At 71.1% G+C, this 18,809-nt stretch carries 17 protein-coding genes; 12 read left to right on the top strand and 5 right to left on the bottom strand.

Annotated elements, in window-relative coordinates:
- The first annotated feature begins 1,192 nt into the window (after positions 1 to 1,192).
- Together ACFW2E_RS02840 and ACFW2E_RS02845 are read left to right on the top strand one after the other, a co-directional pair.
- Positions 1,193 to 1,918, top strand: coding sequence for a transposase family protein (locus tag ACFW2E_RS02840; protein ID WP_384460450.1), 726 nt, complete (start codon positions 1,193 to 1,195; stop codon positions 1,916 to 1,918).
- A gap of 61 nt (positions 1,919 to 1,979) precedes the next feature.
- Positions 1,980 to 4,493: a SpoIIE family protein phosphatase gene (locus tag ACFW2E_RS02845; RefSeq protein ID WP_384460346.1), complete on the top strand. Its 2,514-nt coding sequence runs from the start codon at positions 1,980 to 1,982 to the stop codon at positions 4,491 to 4,493.
- Between the two features lie 5 nt (positions 4,494 to 4,498).
- On the opposite strand, the gene ACFW2E_RS02850 is transcribed toward ACFW2E_RS02845, so the two are convergent.
- Entirely contained in the window at positions 4,499 to 5,155 is a 657-nt protein-coding gene (locus ACFW2E_RS02850; protein ID WP_384460349.1) for an O-methyltransferase, read from the bottom strand.
- A gap of 213 nt (positions 5,156 to 5,368) precedes the next feature.
- Between ACFW2E_RS02850 and ACFW2E_RS02855 the strand changes: the two genes are divergently transcribed.
- A complete protein-coding gene (locus ACFW2E_RS02855; RefSeq protein ID WP_384460352.1) occupies positions 5,369 to 6,502 on the top strand; it encodes a hypothetical protein in 1,134 nt (377 codons plus the stop codon).
- A 262-nt stretch (positions 6,503 to 6,764) separates the two neighbouring features.
- Here ACFW2E_RS02855 and ACFW2E_RS02860 read toward each other — a convergent pair whose 3' ends face one another.
- Together ACFW2E_RS02860 and ACFW2E_RS02865 are read right to left on the bottom strand one after the other, a co-directional pair.
- The gene (locus ACFW2E_RS02860; RefSeq protein ID WP_384460355.1) at positions 6,765 to 8,048 is read right to left on the bottom strand and encodes an MFS transporter; all 1,284 of its coding nucleotides are present in this window, start codon (positions 8,046 to 8,048) and stop codon (positions 6,765 to 6,767) included.
- On the bottom strand, positions 8,045 to 9,424 hold the full coding sequence (locus tag ACFW2E_RS02865; RefSeq protein ID WP_384460358.1) for a rhodanese-like domain-containing protein: 1,380 nt from the start codon (positions 9,422 to 9,424) through the stop codon (positions 8,045 to 8,047). The genes ACFW2E_RS02860 and ACFW2E_RS02865 overlap by 4 nt, the downstream gene beginning before the upstream one ends.
- 68 nt (positions 9,425 to 9,492) lie before the next feature.
- On the opposite strand from ACFW2E_RS02865, the gene ACFW2E_RS02870 reads away from it, so the two are divergent.
- Positions 9,493 to 9,954 (top strand): ArsR/SmtB family transcription factor, encoded by a 462-nt coding sequence (locus ACFW2E_RS02870; protein ID WP_384460361.1) that lies wholly within the window; start codon positions 9,493 to 9,495, stop codon positions 9,952 to 9,954.
- A gap of 136 nt (positions 9,955 to 10,090) precedes the next feature.
- Positions 10,091 to 10,843 (top strand): hypothetical protein, encoded by a 753-nt coding sequence (locus ACFW2E_RS02875; RefSeq protein ID WP_384460364.1) that lies wholly within the window; start codon positions 10,091 to 10,093, stop codon positions 10,841 to 10,843.
- A gap of 210 nt (positions 10,844 to 11,053) precedes the next feature.
- Here the strand turns inward: ACFW2E_RS02875 and ACFW2E_RS02880 are convergent, their stop codons facing one another.
- Positions 11,054 to 11,500 (bottom strand): helix-turn-helix transcriptional regulator, encoded by a 447-nt coding sequence (locus tag ACFW2E_RS02880; protein WP_384460367.1) that lies wholly within the window; start codon positions 11,498 to 11,500, stop codon positions 11,054 to 11,056.
- A gap of 180 nt (positions 11,501 to 11,680) precedes the next feature.
- Between ACFW2E_RS02880 and ACFW2E_RS02885 the strand changes: the two genes are divergently transcribed.
- The gene (locus ACFW2E_RS02885; RefSeq protein WP_384460370.1) at positions 11,681 to 12,445 is read left to right on the top strand and encodes an ANTAR domain-containing protein; all 765 of its coding nucleotides are present in this window, start codon (positions 11,681 to 11,683) and stop codon (positions 12,443 to 12,445) included.
- Between the two features lie 378 nt (positions 12,446 to 12,823).
- Here ACFW2E_RS02885 and ACFW2E_RS02890 read toward each other — a convergent pair whose 3' ends face one another.
- On the bottom strand, positions 12,824 to 13,660 hold the full coding sequence (locus tag ACFW2E_RS02890) for a slipin family protein (RefSeq protein ID WP_384460373.1): 837 nt from the start codon (positions 13,658 to 13,660) through the stop codon (positions 12,824 to 12,826).
- Positions 13,661 to 13,827: 167 nt separating this feature from the next.
- On the opposite strand from ACFW2E_RS02890, the gene ACFW2E_RS02895 reads away from it, so the two are divergent.
- From ACFW2E_RS02895 to ACFW2E_RS02920, 6 genes are all read left to right on the top strand, one after another.
- Positions 13,828 to 14,466, top strand: a complete 639-nt coding sequence (locus ACFW2E_RS02895; RefSeq protein WP_384460376.1) for a hypothetical protein — start codon at positions 13,828 to 13,830, stop codon at positions 14,464 to 14,466.
- On the top strand, positions 14,463 to 15,206 hold the full coding sequence (locus tag ACFW2E_RS02900) for a hypothetical protein (protein WP_384460379.1): 744 nt from the start codon (positions 14,463 to 14,465) through the stop codon (positions 15,204 to 15,206). Before ACFW2E_RS02895 ends, ACFW2E_RS02900 begins: the two co-directional genes overlap by 4 nt.
- 90 nt (positions 15,207 to 15,296) lie before the next feature.
- A complete protein-coding gene (locus ACFW2E_RS02905) occupies positions 15,297 to 16,040 on the top strand; it encodes a rhomboid family intramembrane serine protease (RefSeq protein ID WP_384460381.1) in 744 nt (247 codons plus the stop codon).
- 159 nt (positions 16,041 to 16,199) lie between these two features.
- Entirely contained in the window at positions 16,200 to 17,672 is a 1,473-nt protein-coding gene (locus tag ACFW2E_RS02910) for an FG-GAP and VCBS repeat-containing protein (protein ID WP_384460384.1), read from the top strand.
- 192 nt (positions 17,673 to 17,864) lie between these two features.
- Positions 17,865 to 18,035, top strand: coding sequence for a hypothetical protein (locus tag ACFW2E_RS02915; protein WP_384460387.1), 171 nt, complete (start codon positions 17,865 to 17,867; stop codon positions 18,033 to 18,035).
- Between the two features lie 187 nt (positions 18,036 to 18,222).
- Positions 18,223 to 18,606 carry a hypothetical protein gene (locus tag ACFW2E_RS02920; RefSeq protein WP_384460389.1) on the top strand — a complete coding sequence of 128 codons (384 nt, stop codon included), beginning with the start codon at positions 18,223 to 18,225 and terminating at the stop codon, positions 18,604 to 18,606.
- Positions 18,607 to 18,809 lie beyond the last annotated feature (203 nt).

The raw sequence follows: 18,809 nt of genomic DNA on the forward strand, positions 1-18,809 counted from the left end.
TCTCTGAGGAGTAATCAAGGATGAGTGCTGAGAACCGCTCCGGGTCCGGCATGGGGCCGCTGCCCAGGCAGGGCAGTTGGCGCGTCGGCGGTGCTGCGGCGTCGTTGGCCCTCGTTGTGCTCGGTTTCGCCGAACCTGCGCTTGCGGCCCCGTTGAACTCGCTGTCGGCGCCCACGACCTCGGTGGGTCCCGTCGGCGGCGACGAGTGCCACGGAAAGCACGACAAGTGCATTGTCGGTCCCCCCGGTCCGCGGGGGCCGCGCGGGCCGCAGGGACCACAGGGCGCCACCGGCCCGCAGGGACCGCAAGGCTCGCAGGGCGACACCGGACAGGCGGGTCCGCAGGGCGACACCGGCCCGCAGGGACCGCAGGGTGCCACTGGACAGACGGGTGCCACGGGGCAGACGGGACCGCAGGGTCTCATCGGCCCGCAGGGTGTCATCGGCCCGCAGGGCGCGACCGGACAGACGGGTGCCACGGGCCTGACAGGACCACAGGGTGCCACAGGCCCACAGGGCGCGACCGGACAGACGGGTGCCACGGGCCTGACAGGACCACAGGGTGCCACCGGCCCACAGGGCGCGACCGGACAGACGGGTGCCACGGGCCTGACGGGACCACAGGGTGCCACCGGCCCCCAGGGACCACCAGGATCCGAGCCGGTCTTCGGTCAGTTCCTCTCGACCCAGATCGTGCGCGGCGCGACACTCACGTGTGCGAGCACCTCCACGACCACGACCGATACATCCTGCACGGGGCCCCGGATCAACGGTCGCGAAATCCAGATCGACTTTCCCGAAGCGACAGAGATCTGCACTGCCGTCACCGGTCATAACTTCAACTTTGCGAGCGGGTCGGGCACCGCCGCGAATCCCTACGTCGTCTGGACCGGCACGGCATGGGCGCTCAGCTCGGCCGGCGCCGTGCCGATCGTAACCATCGACTGTCCTCGTTGAGCAGCGAGGCCGGCGGGCGGAAATCCGCCCGCCGATGTCCTGTGCTCTCCCGGGCAGGTGCTGGACGCCTGACCCCGGCGGGCACAGAGGGGCCCTCGCCCGGCGCCGGGTGCCCTTTCGTCTGCCTGTGGCCTGCCGGCGTCCTGCGCCAGTAGTGATCGTTGGTTGGTGTGACTTCTGCTGCTGGTGCGTCAGTTCCTCGTCGGGGCCCGAGGCTGGAGCCGCTGTTGCTGTCCGTGGAGGAGCGGGCGGCGTTGGAGCGGTGGACGCGTCGGGCGGCATCGGCCAGGGCGCTGGCCCTGCGGTCGCGGTTTGTGCCGGCTTGTGCGGGGCGCGAGGCGCCGCCGCTTGTCGCCGTCGCCCGGGATCTGCGGGTGGCCGCGGACACGGTCCGCGAGTGGCGGCAGCGATTTCTCGCCGAGCGGCTGGACGGCCTGGTGGACGAGCCCAGGCCGGGCCGGCCGCCCGTGGGCACGAGGCAGCATCAGGCTCGGCTTGAAGATCGCCCGCGGCGGGCTGTCGGAGCCGGGGCGAGGGCCGGGTTCGTCTTCGTCGACGGGCCGCCGGCCACACTGGTGAATCTGCGCCATGGCACCACTCATGACGTGCTGGCCTGCTGGTTCGGCGTGGACCGCTCCACCGTCACACGTGCCGTCGGCGGGGTGCGGCCCCTGCTGGCCGAGCCTGGCTGCACCGTCGCGCCGGGCATGGCTGATGCGCTCGCGCCGGCTGGTGCGCGACTACGAGACGCTGCCCGCCGTCCACGAGCAGATGGTGCTGTGGTCGACGACGATGCTCATGATCCGGCGGCCGGCCCGGCGGCCGACCCGGCGGCGAGCGTGAACCGGCCCGGGAGGGGCTCGACGGCCCAGCACCGGTCCGCCAGCCGCTTCATCTTCGAGCGCACGCCCTGCACGGTCGCCGGTACGCCGGAACGCGGCGACGGGCCCTGCGAGCTGTGATCGATGCGTCTCGCTGGGTTGCCGCCTTGGGCCGGTGGGCCGACCTGCGCACACTGGAACTGTGCACGAAACGATCGTCGGCGAGATGGCGGAGCGTGAGGATCTGCTCGCTGCTGCCGTCGTCGAAGCCGTCGAAGGAACCGGCGCGTACGCCGGGAGCGTCTTCCTCCGGTCCCGCGACCGTCGGTCGATCGTGCTCGCCGCGACGTGCGGAGTGCCGCCTTCCCTGCTCGGTGGCTGGAACCTCATTCCGGTGAGCAGTCCCATCCCGGCCGCCGCGGCCTACAGCTCCGGGCGCACGGTCCACCTGACCGACGCCGACCAGACGATGCGCCGGTTTCCTCAGCTCGCGGTAGCTCTGCCGTACGCCTTCGGCTCCTGCTCCGTGCCGGTAGCCGCAGATGAGGAGACCTTCGGTGCGCTGGCGATCGTCTGGGCTGCGTCACCCGGCAGCGAAGGGCTGTCCAAGGCCCAGCGCCGCCACGTACGGACCATCGCCAAACGGCTCGGTGCCTCCCTCGCCGAGCTCCGCGCCCGTACCGGCGATCCCGTCGAGTGCGACGCGCAGACGATTCCCGTCGAGACGCCGGCTGCCTCGGCACCGGCCGTGAGGGCCGGCCTGTTCGACTGGGACCTCGTCACCGGCACCCTCACCGTGGACGACGAGCTCTGCGCGATCTTCGGTCTCGCCCCCCGTGCTTTCGACGGACGAGCCGAAACACTGGCTTCCTGCTTGCACCCCGGCGACCGCGCCGCCCTTCGAGCGGCCGCCCGCGCGGCAGCCGCCGAGGGCCGGATCAAAGCGCGGCCCCTGCGCGTACGGGACCGCAGGGACGGTGTCTTGGGGTACCGCACGGTCGAGTTGTGGGGCCGCGCACCGGAGGCCGACGACGCGCGGGCACGCACCCGCCTGGTCGGCACGGTCGTCGACGCGCAGGCCGGCAGCGCGGCCGTCGCCGCGGTCGAACGGCTGCGGGACGGGGTGTTCTCCCTCGCCCCCGACGGGCGGGTCGCCTACGCCAACCACAGCGCCCTGCAGCTGCTGGGCGTGCGCGGCGACGAGTTGCTGGGTCGGTTCCTCCCGGACGTGCTGCCGTGGCTGTCCGATCCCGACATCGAGTACCGGCACCGGTCCGCGATGATCTCGCAGGCGCCGGTCTCCTTCCTGGCCTGCCGACCGCCCGACCGGTGGCTCAGCTTCTCCCTCCATCCGCAAGCGGACGGAGTAACCGGCCGGGTGGTGCCCTCCGGTCATCCACCCTCGGCCTCGACGCCATCAGTCTCCTCGGCCGAGACAGCAACGGCTGCCACACCGGCGCGCCTGGGCGTCATGTACCACGTCCTGCAGCTGGGCAGCGCGCTGACCGAGGCGGTCACCGCCCGCGAAGTCTGCGAAGTCATCTCCGACCAGCTCCTACCAGCCTTCGGAGGGCAGCAGCTGGCGATCTACGTGGTCCGCGACGGAACGATGCATCTGCTCTATCACACCGGCCACCACGAAGACTTCCTCGACTGGCTGGAGGGCGTACCGCTGCATGCCTGCCTGCCCGGTACGGAGACCCTGACCTCCGGTGCCCCGCTCTTCATCGAGTCGCAGCAGGACCTCTCCCAGGGCTACCCGGGCACCCCCACGGGCGAAGTGAGCTCTTGGGCGTATCTGCCACTGATGGCCTCCAGCCACCCTGTCGGCACCTGCGTCCTCGGCTTCGACGAGATCCACCGATTCACGGAGAAGGACCGTGGCGTCCTCACCGCACTGGCCGGGCTGATCGCCCAGGCCCTGGAACGAGCGCGGCTCTACGACTCGGAGTTCGCCCTCGCGCGCGGCCTGCAGCAGGCGCTCCTGCCGCACCGGCTGCCAGTAGTCCCGGGTATCCGCACCGTCGCGCGCTATCTGCCCGGCACCAGCGGAATGGACATCGGTGGCGACTGGTACGACGTAATCCCCACCGGTAGTGGGGTCTGTCTTGTCATCGGAGACGTGGAGGGGCACAGCATCGCCGCCGCGGCCACCATGGCCCAGCTGCGCAGCGCCGTACGGGCCTTCGCCGCAGTAGGCCATACGCCTGGCGATGTGATGGCGGGCGCCAACCGGACCCTCGTCGACCTCGACCCCGGTCTGCTGGCCAGCTGCTGCTACATCAACCTCGAACCCCACGGCCACCACGCCTACGCCGTCACGGCCGGCCACCCCCCACCCCTGCTTCGCCGTCCCGACGCGACGACCAGCGTCCTTGAACTGGACGTCGGCCCACTCCTCGGTGTGGATCGTGCGAGCGCCTATCCAGCAACCCGGATCGATCTCCCGCCAGGGTCCGTCCTCGCCCTCTACACCGACGGACTGGTCGAGAGACGCGGCGCCGACATCAACGTGGGGATCGACGGCCTGCGAACATCCCTGGCCCACGCCCCTGCGGACTCACTGGACGAACTCGCCGACCGGCTCCTGCACAACGCCCGGGGCTCCTCGTACCGAGCCGACGACATCGCCCTGCTGCTCGCCGAGTACGGTTCCGGTCACAACACGGCCGCCACCGCGCCCAACTGCCAAGCCCCCAAGCCGAACTCACTCTGAAACGATCAGTTGGGCGAGGTGTGGCCCGTGGTCCGGACGGGCGCGACGCCTGATCCGGCCGGGTCGGTGCGCCGTACGGCGACTACCGCACTCAGATCCCTGGCGAGCGGCAGATCCACGGTCCGCAGTGCGGGATGGTTCAGCCAGTGCAGCCGGGCGGCGTCGGGACGACCCGCGTAGGCGGGAGGCCAGGCGCGGGAAGGTGTGAAATCGTCGACGACCAGCACCCCGCCCGGGACGAGCAGCCGCTCGGGATCGGCCGCGCCGCCGTCCTTGGCCTGGCCTCCGCCGTCGAGCACGAGCAGGTCGTACGGTCCGTGCGCATAGATCTCGGTCCAGTCCGCGCACGCCACCCGTACCTGAGGCACATCGGAGAAGACGTCGGCGGCGGCCTTCGCCCGCGCCGGGTCTCGTTCCACACTGAACAGCTCCACCTCCGGTGCCGCCCCGCTGGCCAGCCAGGCAAGGCCGACCCCGCACCCGGTGCCGGTCTCGGCGATCCGCTGTCGGGCGCCGCCGGCGAGTACCTGGAGCAGCCTGCCCTGCTCAGGACGGCAGGAACAGTCGAATCCGTAGCGCTGGGCGGAGACGAGGGCACGCTCTACGAGCCGGGGCAGTGGCCCGGCGTGCAGGCGGTAGGCGGCAGTGCCGTTCATCGACATGACCGCAAGTATGGAATAGCGCCGGTCTCCGCTTCGCACCGCCGTCGTGCGCTTCCGGTATGGACTCGAAGCGCCGGGCGTTCTCGCGTCCATGCCCGAGGTGAACCAAGGCACCGCCACCGAAGGCCAGTCGGCGCACGACTACGCTGGGCGCCCGGCCCTGCCGGGGGCTGGGCACGTTCGATGTCAGTGGCCCCTTCTACGCTGCCCGCCATGAGCAGATGGATGGTGAACACCCAGGTCCTGGTAGAACAGGCCGCTCAGTACCGGGTCCTTGCCGAGCGTGGCGATCTTCCAGAACTGTCTCGCGCCGTCATGCGGGCGGCCTGCAACAACGGCTCCATGACGGGCGTGGGGTTCGAGAACATGGAGCTCCTGCGGGCACTGCCCGACGAGGACCGGCTGGAGCTCGCCCGCATATGGGCCCGTTGGTACGCCCACGTGGAAGACGACTGGTCGGCCGCGGAGTTCAGGCGGGACCTGGAATACCTTCGCACCGAACTGCTCATGGTCGCCTCCGGAGTCGTCCGTGGCCTCGACGGGGACCTGCTGGCCGTCGAACGCCAGGAACATCTCTCCGGGTTGAGGGACCAGTACCTCATCTGGTCGACCCACCGGATCTGGGAACTGGCCGACGCGGAACTCGCGGCCGGACGTACTCCCTACAGCGCCGTCCTGGCCGCCTTCCGACGCACGAGTGCGGCGGCGAATCTGCCGGGTTTGCGTCGCACACAGGCGGCCGCGAACGGCGCGGAACCCGGACTGCGGAACCTACTGGCTCATTTCCCTGGTCCGGTGCTCAATCCGGGTGAACCGTGGGCCGACGCGGCTCTCAAGGCGGCGACTGCCGGGGGAGAGCCGTGGCAGCGGCTGCTGGAGCATGCGGCTCCCGCGACAGCCGGTGCACCATCGGCGAAGTGGAGACGGACCGGATCGGCCCTTCTGGACGCCGTTGGCCCGGAGGAGGTCCGACGAGCAGTGCACAGGTGGTTGGAGCTGGCCCATCTGGAGCGAACCATCCCGCTCGTCGGCCATCCGCATCTCCCGTTCGATGTGAACGCGTGCTTCGACCCCTACAACTCCCACGTGCTGCGTGGACTCGCCTGGATGCTGTCCCTTCTTCCGCCTCGGCCGGACACCGCCCATGCCCTCGCCGGTCTCGTCGAGACCTCACTGGACCACCGGTCCGGAAACGCTCCCCGATCGCCTCATGTGGCTGAGGCGGGCATCGTCGCGCTGGCTCTGCTCGGGGACCGGGCAGCGCGGAGGGAGCTGGAGACCCTGAGCAGACGGGTCACGCACGAGGGCACGTCGCGGCGCATAGACGAAGCGCTCACACTCCTCTGATCAGGCTGCGGCCGCCCTCGCCAGCACCTGGATCAACACGCCGTCAGCCGCCCTGGCTGAGGCCCGCGGCATGACCTTGGCGAATACCTCTTCCGGAATGTCCCTCCCCCCGCTGCCCAATCACTGCCATTCGTCGGCCAGGTCGGGCGAGAGGCCGTCACGCACAGCCGGTGACCGGCACGTATTCGGATCCTGCAGTATTCGCCGACCGCCGCCCTCACCTCTGTGCCACTCACGTAGGGCTGGAGACGGTGGTGACCCGCTACGGCGTGGTCGACTGCGGATGGGTCTCGTACATCCGTACCGCGACCACCACACCCGCGGCAGCGGTGAGGGCGCCGACGGCCCAGATGGCGGTGGTGAGGCCGTAGGCGTCGGCGAGGGCTCCGGCGAGGAGGGCGCCGACGGCGAAGCCACCGTCGCGCCAGAGCCGGTAGACGCCGACGGCGCGGGCGCGCCAGGCGGGGTGGGCGACGTCGCCGATGACGGCGAGCAGGGTCGGATAGACCAGCGCGGTGCCCGCGCCGAGCAACACCTGGGCGAGCGCCCAGACCGGGAAGGCGGTGCCGGCGGCGACCAGGCCGATCGCAGCGGCCTGGAGGAACATGCCGGTCGAGATGAGGTGCTTGCGGCCGATACGGTCCGACCACCAGCCGGTGAGGATCTGACCGAGGCCCCACACGGCGGGGTAGAGGGCGACCAGCAGGCCGATCCGGCCCACGCTCAGGCCGTGGGCGGCGAACAGCAGGGGGAAGATGCCCCAGGCGAGGGCGTCGTTGAGGTTGTTGACCATGCCGGCCCAGCTGGCCGCGGACAGCGCCTTGTCGGCGAGGCTGGTGGTGCGGGCGATCTGCCGGGTAGTCAGTTCGGCATGGTGGTCGGGATTGGCCGGTGAGGGGTGGAGGGCCGCTTCGGAGCGGGCGTGCTCGCGCGTCTCGCGGACGGCGAGGGCGGACAGACCGAACCCGAGGGCGGCGTAGGCGATGCCGAGGAAGAACGGTTGGGGTCGCAGGCCCCAGTGGGCAGCGATGGCGCCGGTCGCCATGGCGGTGCCGGCCAGGGCGAGGTAGCCGGCGGCCTCGTTGAAGCCCATTGCGAGCCCGCGCCGGGCCGGGCCGACGAGGTCGATCTTCATGATGACGGTGGTCGACCAGGTCAGGCCCTGGTTGACGCCGAGCAGGACGTTGGCGAACACGACCCAACCCCAGGAGGGAGCCCAGACCAGCAGCAGCGGCACCGGCAGCGCGACGATCCAGCCCGCGACCAGCACGGGCTTGCGGCCGTACTTGTCAGAGAGGGTGCCGGCGAAGAAGTTCGTGACCGCCTTGGTCGCGCCGAACGCGACGATGTAGGTGAGCGCGGCGGTGTAGGCGGACAGGTGGAAGGTCCGGTCGGCCAGCAGCGGCAGGACGGTGCGCTCCTGGCCGAGCATGCCGCCGACCAGAGCGTTCACGGCGACGAGCAGGGAGAACTGGGCGAGGTTGGCGCGCAGGCCGAGCCGGATCCCGCCGTGGGCGGGACTGGTGGCGGAGTCGGTGGTGATCACGAGCCAGTCTCCAGCCGGCGGCCAGTGGCCTTCGCCCAGTCGCCCGCGCCGCCGACCAGCACCGCGAGGTCGCGGGCGCCGCGGGCAGCGAGGAGGCTGGCCGCGGTCATCGCGCGTTCGCCGTGCCCGCACATCACCACCGCCCCGTCGGCCGCGTCCTGGCCGTCGGCGGCGAGGTCGCCCAGCTCGTGGTGGGCGGCTCCGGGGATGTGCCCGGCGGTGAACTCGGCGCCCTGGCGGACGTCGAGGACCGACCGGGTGCCAATCCGATCGGCCGTGACCAGCTCGATCGTCTCGATCCGGCCGCCCTCGGCGCGCCAGGCGTCCATGCCGTCGGCGAGCCGTCCGGCGAGCCGGTCGTAGCCGATCTTGGCGGCCTGCCAGGCCAGGTCTGCTTCGTCCTGGCCGGGGCCGAGGACGAAGACGAGCGGCACGTCCGGCGGCAGCAGCCAGCCGATCCAGGTCGCGAACGCAGGCCGCAGCGGGTTGGAGACCGCGCCGGGGATGTGTCCGGCGGCGAACTCGGCGACCGGCCGGACATCGACCAGGTGGGCACCGTCGGCGAGCAGGGCGCACACCCTCTCCGGGGTCAGCGGGTCGAGGCCCGGTGCGGCGGGCAGCAGGGCGGGGCCCCGGCGGTTGATCTCGCCCAGGCGGTCGAAGTACGCGGGGTAGGAACCGAGCGAGCCCAGCAGCCTGCGGACGAAGGTGTCCTCGTCCGGGGCGGCGAGCAGGTCGTTCGCGGCCTTCTGGGCGCCGATGGTGGTGGTGCGCTCGGCTCCGGGCGGAGCCGAGCAGAAGGAACCGGCGCCATGGGTCGGCCACACCGCGGTCGTGTCCGGCAGCTTCGTCAGGCGCTGGAGGGAGCGGTACTGGGCGCGGGCCAGCTCCTCCGCCCGGTCGGCGCCCTGAAGGTCGGTGCGGGCGGCCGAGCCGACGATCAGCGACCCGCCGGTGAACACCCCGAGTTCCCGGGCGCCGTCCAGGAGCAGGAAGGACACGTGCTCATCGGTGTGGCCGGGGGTGGCGAGCGCCCGCAGGATCAGGCCGCCGAGGTCCACCTCGTCGCCGTCGCCGAGCGCGGTGTGCAGGAAGGCGCGGTTCCCGGCGGCGGAAGCGAGCACGGTCGCCCCGTCGTCGTGCGCGAGCTGGAGGGCACCGGTGAGGAAGTCGGCGTGCAGGTGGGTGTCGGCCGCGAACGCCACCGTCAGGCCGTGCTTCGTGCAGGCGGCCCGCAGAACCCGCAGGTCACGCGCGGCGTCCACGGCCAAGGCCCGACCGTCGCCGAGGTCGACCAAGTAGGCGCTGTTGCCCAGCCCCTCGTCGACCAGGGGTATCAGGTGCTCGTCGGTGAAGCCCATGGCGTCCTCCAGCATCGTGGCGAAGGGGGTGGCAGCCCACTCGCCTCGCTAATACAATATTCCATGGATTTATGGAGGATGCCATGGGAGACCCCACCCGCAAGGCCGCCCTGTTCGACGCACTCGCCACCACCGGCAAGGCGCTGTCCAACGGCAAGCGGTTGGAACTGCTCGACCTGCTCGCCCAGGGCGAGCGCAGCGTCGACGCCCTCGCCAAGGCCGCCGGCCTCGGCCTGACCACCGCCTCCGCGCACCTGCAGACCCTCAAGCAGGCCGGCCTGGTCACCACTCGCCGCGACGGGGTGCGCATCCACTACCGGCTCGCCGGGGACGACGTCGCCGCCCTGTACGCGCTGCTGCAGCGGGTCGCCCACACCCACCTCGCCGCCGCCGACCAGGCCCGCGCCGCCTACCTCACCGGCCACACCCACCTCGGCCCCGTCCCCGACGACGCCGGCCGCGACGTGTACGCCCCGCGGCTCGCCGCGGACCCGAAGCCGACCCGCCAGGACGCCGACGCCCCCTGGCATCCCGTACCGGGCTGACCACCGCTCCCACCGATCGGTGAACAGCTGTGTTCCGCGCCGGACGGTGGTCTGGCTGGTGCCGGACGGTGCCTGGCACAGCGCGCTGGCATGATGGATTCCACGTTGCGGACCGCTCCCGAGCGAGGTGGCCGTCATGGTCGATCTGGCGTCGCAACTGTCCGGCCTGCCGGAATCCCGCGGCCAGGCAACCTGGCCGGGTCACGAGTACGCCAAGGGCTGGGGCGTGTTCGGCCTGCCTTTCGACTCCGGTCACGTACTCGCGCTGCGCGTCTTCCCGGAGAGCTCGTTCGGCCCGTACCGGACGGTGTGGCACCGCACTCCCGGCGGCCAGTGGTCCGTCCACGTCGACGGACCGCGCCTCGACACCGCCTGCCCCCGGTATTACGGTCCCGCCTGCGAGCACACCGGCTTTGCCCGCATCCAGCTCACCTGGACCGGACCCGCATCGTTGCACGTGACGATGGACTCGCCCTCCCTGGACTGGACGGTGACCGCTCGTTCCACGCCCGTCCTCACCGTGATGAACGCCATCGGCTCGGCGCTGCCACTCGCGAGCTGGCGCCCGCGAGTGCTGGTGCGAAGCCGGGAACTGATGGCCCGCGCTCTCGGACTGGGGAGCCTGCAGATGGCCGCCGTGATGCCGAGCGGGCATGTCGGCACCTTGATGCCCCAGCGGATGTACTACATCGCCGGCGCCCGAGCCGTCCTCGACGGTACGGACCTCGGGTGCCCGGTCCGGCTGAGCCACAATCCCCACATCGGCGGGGTGCCACTCCCAACCCGCGGCATCCTGGCCATCGGCCAGGCGGCCTGGCAGATCCAGGGCGCCGCCGAGTACGAACGGACCCGTGCGGAGACCGCCCGGATCGGTCCCGAGAGCCGGTGACGCCCCGTTATGTGTTGGACCTTTCCGCCCTGATGTAGCCGAGCACCGATCCCCGGTCGCGTTCGATCACCAGGTCGCCGAGCGAGACCGGCTCGACACCGTCGGCGACCGGGAGACGGCAGCGGCAGCGGCAGCGGCAGCGGCAGCGGCAGCGGCCCAGACGTTCGAACCGCCCAGACCTTCTGCCGGATCATCGAGCGTGCTCAGGCCTCACCAATGATCGTCACTGTCGGATCGGCCCTCGGGCGCGGCATGCGTGGACGCATTCCCGTCACCGCCAACGTGCCTGGCGCGTGCGACGGCTCCGCCACGCAGGCTCGGGCTGCCACTCGGCCTCGTGGCCTCGTCGGGGCGCGCGACGTCGTGCTGGACCAGGAGGGAAAGCAGGTCCGCCACGCTCAGGGCCGCCTCCGCCGGGTGGCGCAGGATGGTCCCCGGCTGGATGTGGTAGGCGTTGGACCGCCCCTCACGCCGGTGAGTGAGGTAACCGTCCGTCTCCAGGTCAGAGATGATCTTCTGGACCGCGCGTTCGGTGAGCCGGCAGTGCGCGGCGATGTCGCGGACGCGGGTGCGCTGGTTGCTCGCGATCGCGGCGAGCACGCGGGCGTGATTGGTGAGGAACGTCCATCCCGTATGTGGCTCGGGTACTTCTCCCATACAGCCAGAGTAGAACCGAACCGTTCACGTATACAAAAGTCTGAAATGTATTTCCCGTATTCCTTGACAGGCGACGACCAGCGGGCAGAGCCTGGATGCGGAAGAAAGTGGACGCCGACGGAAGAGGCGGCCATGCGGGAGCTGAAGCTTCCCCGGCAACGGGCCAGGGAGGTCGAGATCATGAGCAGACCACCGGTCGGCCGCCCCGCGGCGGCGCAAGCAGTACCGCGGGCACTCCTGATCGGGGTCTCGGCCCATGGCGGGCGCCTGCTCGTGACGCTCCGCGGCGATCTTGACATCAGCGCAGAGAAGACGGTCCGGGCCCTGCTGCGGGAGGCCGTCGGGCACAGCATGTACGGCGTCGATCTCGACCTCAGCGGCACAAGGTTCTGTGACTGCTGCGGTCTGAACTGCTTCCTCACCGCCCGGCGCCAGGCCCTGACGGCCGGCAAAACGGTGACCATCCGCGCCGCCGGCCCTCTGGTGCAGCGTCTGCTGAGTGTGACGGGCACGTGGCCCTTGTTCACGCTCCAGCGCTGTTCGGCAGCCCCGGGCTGCGGCCCCGAAGCGACCGCAGAACTTCAGGAGGATGCCCTGGACGAGGACGAGAACCTGCGCACGGAGGTCGTCCAGCTGCGCCGGGCCATGCAGACGCGCCCCGCTATCGACCAGGCCACGGGCATCCTGATGGCCACGTTCAGCCTCACTGCCGAAGACGCGTGGGAAGTGCTGGTCGCCGTCTCCCAGAACACGAACACCAAACTCGTCCGAGTCGCCGAGAAACTCCTCACCACCATTCAGGGCCAGCCGCTCGCCGAGGCCGACCAGCAGCAGATAGCCGCAGCCGTCGCCGCCCTCCACGCCACGAGTACGCCGCCTGGTCCCCCGCAACCACAACAGGCCTCCCCCGAGGAAGAGGCCGGCGGCCGCGGGCTGCCGGCGTGACATCCGCAGCCCGCACACGGCTGTCCACGACCGTCACCGGCAAAGCCTCGGGTACGGACCAGATGACGTTCAGAATGGTTGGTCCTCTGACCTGGATCGGCACGGTCCGTTCCCCGCGGGCGCCTGGACTTCGACCGGCTGTGCGTCGATGGGGACGGCCGGGGACGGCCACCGCCTCGAACGGCAAGGGCCCGACCCGGCTGATGTCCCTCACGCCGGACGAACTCGGCGGCCACGCCCTCGGTCTGCACTCGGCGGGCATGCCGGCCCCGCAGGGCGTGAGCGCCGCGCCGGCGGGTTCGGTGGCCCAGCTCCCCTCGCCCGCCACGGCGATGACGGTGACGGCGACGGCGTCCCTCGCGGTGACGCTCGCGTCGGCTACGGCTGCTCGGTCGCCTCGGGTTCCGGAGCCGGAGCCGGAGCCGGCACCGTCGGGGCGCTGAGGCCCGCGTCGAGCTTCTGCGCGGCCCGGTCGAAGTACCGCAGCAGCTCCACCGGGAACGGCATCACCAGGGTGGAGTTCTTCTCGGCGGCGACCTCGACGACCGTCTGGAGCAGACGCAGCTGCATGGCCTCCGGGGTGTCCGACATGATCCGCGACGCATTGGCGAGCTGCTGCGCGGCCTGGAACTCACCGTCCGCGGTGATCACCCGGGCGCGGCGCTCGCGCTCCGCCTCGGCCTGCCGGGACATGGAGCGCTTCAGCGACTCCGGCAGCTGCACGTCCTTGATCTCGACGCGATCGATGTGGATGCCCCACTCGGCGGCCGGGCTGTCGATCATCAGCGCCAGCCCCTCGTGCAGCCGCTCCCGGTCGGTGAGCAGGTCGTCGAGGTCGCTCTTGCCGATGATGGACCGCAGGGAGGACTGGGCGACCTGGCCGACCGCGAAGACGTAGTCCTGCACCTCGATGGCCGCCCGCACGGGGTCGGTCACCCGGAAGTAGACGACGGCGTCGACCTTGACGGACACGTTGTCCTTGGTGATGCCCTCCTGGGTGGGCACCGGCATGGTGACCACCTGGACGTTCACCTTGCGCATCCGGTCGGCGAACGGGATCAGGAACGTGATGCCCGGATGACGGTACGACGGCAGCGCCTTGCCCCAGCGGAACACCACCCCGCGCTCGACCTGGTTGACCACCCGCATACCACTGCGCAGCACGAGCAGGGCCAGCACGGCCACGAGCACGACTGCTACAACGGTGCCTTCCATGGCACTCCCATTCTCCGAAGCTACTGAGACACCGGTGATGACACCGGCCGGAGCCGGACGGATGCGGGTGGACGCGTCAGGAGTGCGTAAAGAAAGTCCCGAGCCCGCTGGAGCGCCGTCCTGCGAGGTCACACACTGCGCTGCCGGAACACACGAGAGGGCCTCGGATGAACGAGTTGCACGTGCTGCTTGCGCAGGGATCGACCGGATCGGACCGGCCCGGGGGCCTCTACCTCATCGCCTGGGGCGCGGTCGCCTCCGTGGCCGGGCCGATCCTGGTGACCAACTTCCGCGGCATGGCCGGACGCTTCGTGGCCGTGCCCCGCCCGTTCCCCCGCCGGTACCGTGCGAAGGAGCGCGACCCGCGGTCCGAACTGCGGATGCTCCGTGTCGTGGGCGGCGTGTTCGCCCTGTCCGGACCGCCGACCCTGATCCAGGGCATCGTGCAGGTGGCGCGGCACGGCACCGGCAGCCTCGTCGGAGGGCACCCGGGCGACGTGCCCCTCCCGGTCGCAGCGATCTTCGTGCTCTTCGGCTGCTTCCTCGCGGGCCGCCAGTGGCACCCGAAGGACGGCTTCTTCCGCCGGACCTGGGAGACGGGACGTACCCTCCCGCGCACCGCCGTCGTGGTCGAGACCGTCGCCGTCTTCGGCTTCGTGGTGACGACGGTTCTCCAGTACGAGGTGCTCGCCGTCCTTTGCTGGGTGGTCGGCGTCCCGGCGGTGGTCACCGCCGTACTGTCCCAGAAGCCCGAACCGGCCGGCCCGCAAGCGCGCCCGGCTCCGACAACCGGGGGATCCGAATGAACCGTGGGGAACCGCGCCACCTGCTGGTGCGAACGCTCGGCGAGCCGTCTCCCCTGTACGACTCGTACGACGGCGGGTGGCCCGGTGACATCGACGCGTTCACCGGCGAAGTCCCGCTGGACGACCCCGAGCTGGGCCTGCCGGAAGATCTGGCCCACGCGCTGCGCACCTGGTCCCTGTCCCGCCCGCCGGACGGCTTCGACTCCCGGTCGGCCCTGTGCGAGCACGCCGAACAGGGCCTCGCGGCCGCCCGGCGACTGGCCGCGCACCTGGGTCCGTCATGGGCGCTGCGCTACCTGGACGAGTGCCACGGGACCACGAAGTGGGTGTGCTGGGGCTGCGACCGACTGCACTGGGAACGCGGCGAACACGACACCCCACCGCACCCGGTGGACATCACCGTGGAAGGCGAGTTCAGGTACGGCCCGCTGCGCTCCGACGGATTCGGGGACTTCTTCCCCGACGATCCGGCCGCCGCCCTGCACCTGTCCGACGACCTCGTCGCCGCCTTCCGCACCTGGGCCAAGAGCATCGACACCACCCTGGAGCTGGACATCCAGGACCGGGAGGACGGCAAGTACGACGCCGACTGGGACCGCCTGTTCCACGCGGGAGCGGACCTGGCGAAACGGCTCGCGCTCGAACTCGGCCCCGCCCGGAAGGTCATGTACAAGGGCCTGGCGAACGGCGGCCCGGCGGCGATGACGTCGGTCGGTTGGCGAGGGGACCGTCCCTGCTGACGACGGGTGCTCCCGGGTGAGGAACGGTTCCGCCGGGAGTACATAGAGTGCGCGGTAGCGCGGATACGGATCCAGGGGAGGGAAGCGGACATGGGGGCCATGGGTGGGGCGGCTCAGGACCGGGCCGGCAGGGGACCGGTCGGACCGGAGCAGATGATCGCGGAGGCGCGGAAGGCGTTCTTCGTGATGTTCGGATTCCTGGCGTTCGTCTGGGTGGTGCAGCTGGCCAACTACTCCGGCCACTACGCCCTCTCGCGGGACTACGGGGTGGTGTCCGGCGACGTCGGAACGCTGCCCGACATCCTCGCGGCGCCCTTCCTGCACTGGAGCTGGGCACACATCGAGAGCAACTCGGGCCCCCTGTTCGTCTTCGGATTCCTCGCCGCCTACCGGGGCGTGGTCCGATTCCTCGGGCTGAGCCTGCTCGTGGCGGTGACCAGTGGGCTCACGGTGTGGTTCCTCGAAGGAGGCGACGTGCGGACGGTGGGCGCCAGCGGACTGATCTTCGGGTACTTCGGCTATGTCGTCGTCCGCGGGCTCTTCGACCGGCACCTCATCGACACGCTGATCGGCATCGTCATGGCCGCCTCCTTCGCCTACATGCTCACCGTCGCCGTACCCGGCACGCCCGGGGTGAGCTGGCTCGGTCACCTCGGAGGACTGATCGGCGGCCTGGCCGGGGCCTGGCTCTTCCGGGACCGGCGCGCGGGCGCCCGCCCGAGCGCCCCCTCGGGCGCCTCTCCCGGGCCGTCTGCGCGCCGCGACCCGCAGGCATCCGCCGACAACCCGCGCGCGGACCTGCACAAGGAACTCGGCGACCTCGGTCTCCTCTAGGCCCGGCAAGGACCTGGCCCGGCGAGGACCCACTGGCGCCGCACGGGGCGTCCATGCGCCGTTCACCGCACAACCATCGGGCCTTGGTGTGTGTCTCACAGTCGAAGCTCGCCCGCCTGCGTTCGCGCTTCGACACCCCTCGCGCTTCAAGGAGGAACCGTGGGCATCCGCAGACCGGCCGTCACAGCCGCCGCAGCCACCGCGCTGATCGGGGCGTTCACCGTGCCACTCGCCGGGGACACGGCGTCCGCCGCCGAGGGCGCCGCCACCGTGCGGGAGGACTTCAACGGCGACGGCTACCAGGACCTCGCCGTCGCCGCCCCCGCCGCCACGGTCGCCGGCCACTCCTGGGCGGGCTACGTCGCGATCAGCTACGGCTCGGCGAAGGGCCTCGCCCCGGCCCGCACCACGGTCGTCACCCAGGACACCGCGGGTGTGCCCGGTGCCTCCGGCGACAACCACGGCTTCGGCTACGAGCTGATCCCCCGCGACCTGGACGGCGACGGACTGACCGACCTGGCCGTGGCGACGAACGAGTACCAGCCGGAGAACAACAACGGCGGCTCGGTGATCATCCTCTGGGGCCGCACCACCGGCATCTCCGGCACGGACGCGGTCCGCATTCCCGCGCCGGTGAACGCGTTCGTCGGCGAGAACATCACCGCGGGCGACTTCGACGGCGACGGGCACACGGACCTGTTCATGCGTGACGCCGAGGACTTCGACTTCCGCGAAGTGCTCTACGGCCCGTTCGGCCGGAACGGGGCACCGGCGCGCGACCAGCAGCTGACCGTGTTCAGCACCGACAACACGATCTGCTCCACCGCGGCGGGCGACTTCAACGGCGACGGCATCGACGACCTCGCGACGTTCTACGTCTACGAGGACCACGCCGAGGGCGGCAAGCTGTGGCTCGGCACGAAGCAGGGACTGTCGACCGTCCCGCAACGGCTCCCCTCCGCGAACGCCCCCGCCGTGGGCGACTTCGACAAGGACGGCTACGCCGACCTCGCCACCCGGGTCTTCCCCAACGGCGAGACGTACCTGGAGGAGGACCCGGGGACGATCAAGATCTACTACGGCTCGCCGGCCGGGCCCAGCACGACCCGCACGAAGACGATCACGCAGTCGACCGCGGGCGTGCCCGGCGTGAGCGAGAAGGGCGACCAGTTCGGCGCGCGGCTGAGCGCGGGCGACGTGAACGGCGACGGATACGCGGACCTGGCCGTGGGTGACCCGGGAGAGGCGATCGGCTCGGTGGCGAAGGCCGGCTCGGTGGTACTGCTCAGGGGAGGCGGGAGCGGGCTCACCGGCACCGGCGCGCAGGCCTTCCACCAGGGCACACCGGGTGTGCCGGGGGCCGTGGAGAAGGGCGACCTGTTCGGCGGCTCGGTCCGGCTGCTGGACGTGACCGGAGACGGCAAGGCGGACCTGGCCGCGGGCGCGCCGGGCGAGGACCTGGGCACGGTCACGAACGGCGGCGCGGTATGGCTGCTGCGCGGCACGGCCTCCGGCCTGACGACGTCGAAGGCCTTCGCGGAAAACCCGCTGGACCTGAACGCACCGGCGACACGAGCACAGTTCGCGAGGAACATCGGCGGGGACAATGGGCCGGTGCTGGTGATTCCGTAGCCCGGCAGGCGGACCGCACCGCCCCGACTCGGCCGGCACGGGGTCCCGGGGCCGCCTCCCCAGGCGGAAGCCCGGAGCCCCGCCGCGCAGACACGCTGAGGCCGGTTGACCGGAGTTCGGTCGGTACACGGCCTCGGTGCCACTTCGCAGCCCACGGACGAACCGGTTGCCGGGATGCACCCGGGAGTGTCCATGGCTCAGCGGACGAACATCGCCGCGACGATCGGCGCCTGGAGCCGGGACGCCGCCGAGCACGCCCTCGCCGGAGCCGACGAGGACGTCCTGGCCCGGGGCGCCGCCGACCGGCAGTTCGCGCGGAACCAGGATGACCGCGAAACGGTCCTGGCCGTGGCAAAGGTGTGATGTCCCAAGTCATCGATTGGGGTACGGAGGGCCTGAGAACGGCACCCTGATCGCCACGCGGATCGGCCATGAGATGGTGGGCCCGGCGGTCACCTACGCAACCACGACGTGGTCCGCGGCCGGTGACGCCATGTCGGATTGGAGACGCCGTTTCCGACGGCTGGGACTCACTCTTCTAGGACCGCTCATGTTCTTGTCGCTGTCGACCAGCGTCTGGATCCTCATCGCGGCGGGGGCGACGATCGTCAACCTCGCTGCGATGCAGTGGATCATCCAGATCCCGAAATACCGGAAGAAGCAGTTCTGGATGCCGGTCATCGGCATCGTCAGTCTGGGCGTGAGGGGCCTGGCTCAGCACAACACGCTGTCCGCGACCCTCTATCTCTACGCGGTGGTCCTGGTCGTGTTCCCGCTCATACTGGCCCCCGTGCGCGGCACGATCACCCGGGACTACTACCGGTGGGTCGAGGACCCGACGACGAAGGCCAGCAAGGGCGCGGTGGCATGGGTCGCCGTCTCGGGGACGGTCCTGCTGACCGCGGCCGGCGCCGTCTACGCGGCCGGCGTGTAGACGGCGCCCGACCCGCCAGGACGCGCTGGGCGTCGGTCGGCCGGGGCCGGTCACCGCTCGCGAAGCCCGCCCGGCACCTCCTCGGTGGGTATGCGGTGGTCGTGCTCATCGTCGCGGGGGGCGGGGGGGGGGGGGGGCGCGCGCGCCCCCCCGCCAGTCCCGGCCCCCCCGGCACGGGGCGGGGGCCCGGCGCCCGCGCGGGC

The sequence above is a fragment of the Streptomyces sp. NPDC058964 genome (assembly GCF_042741275.1).
In the GTDB taxonomy this organism is placed as follows: domain Bacteria; phylum Actinomycetota; class Actinomycetes; order Streptomycetales; family Streptomycetaceae; genus Streptomyces.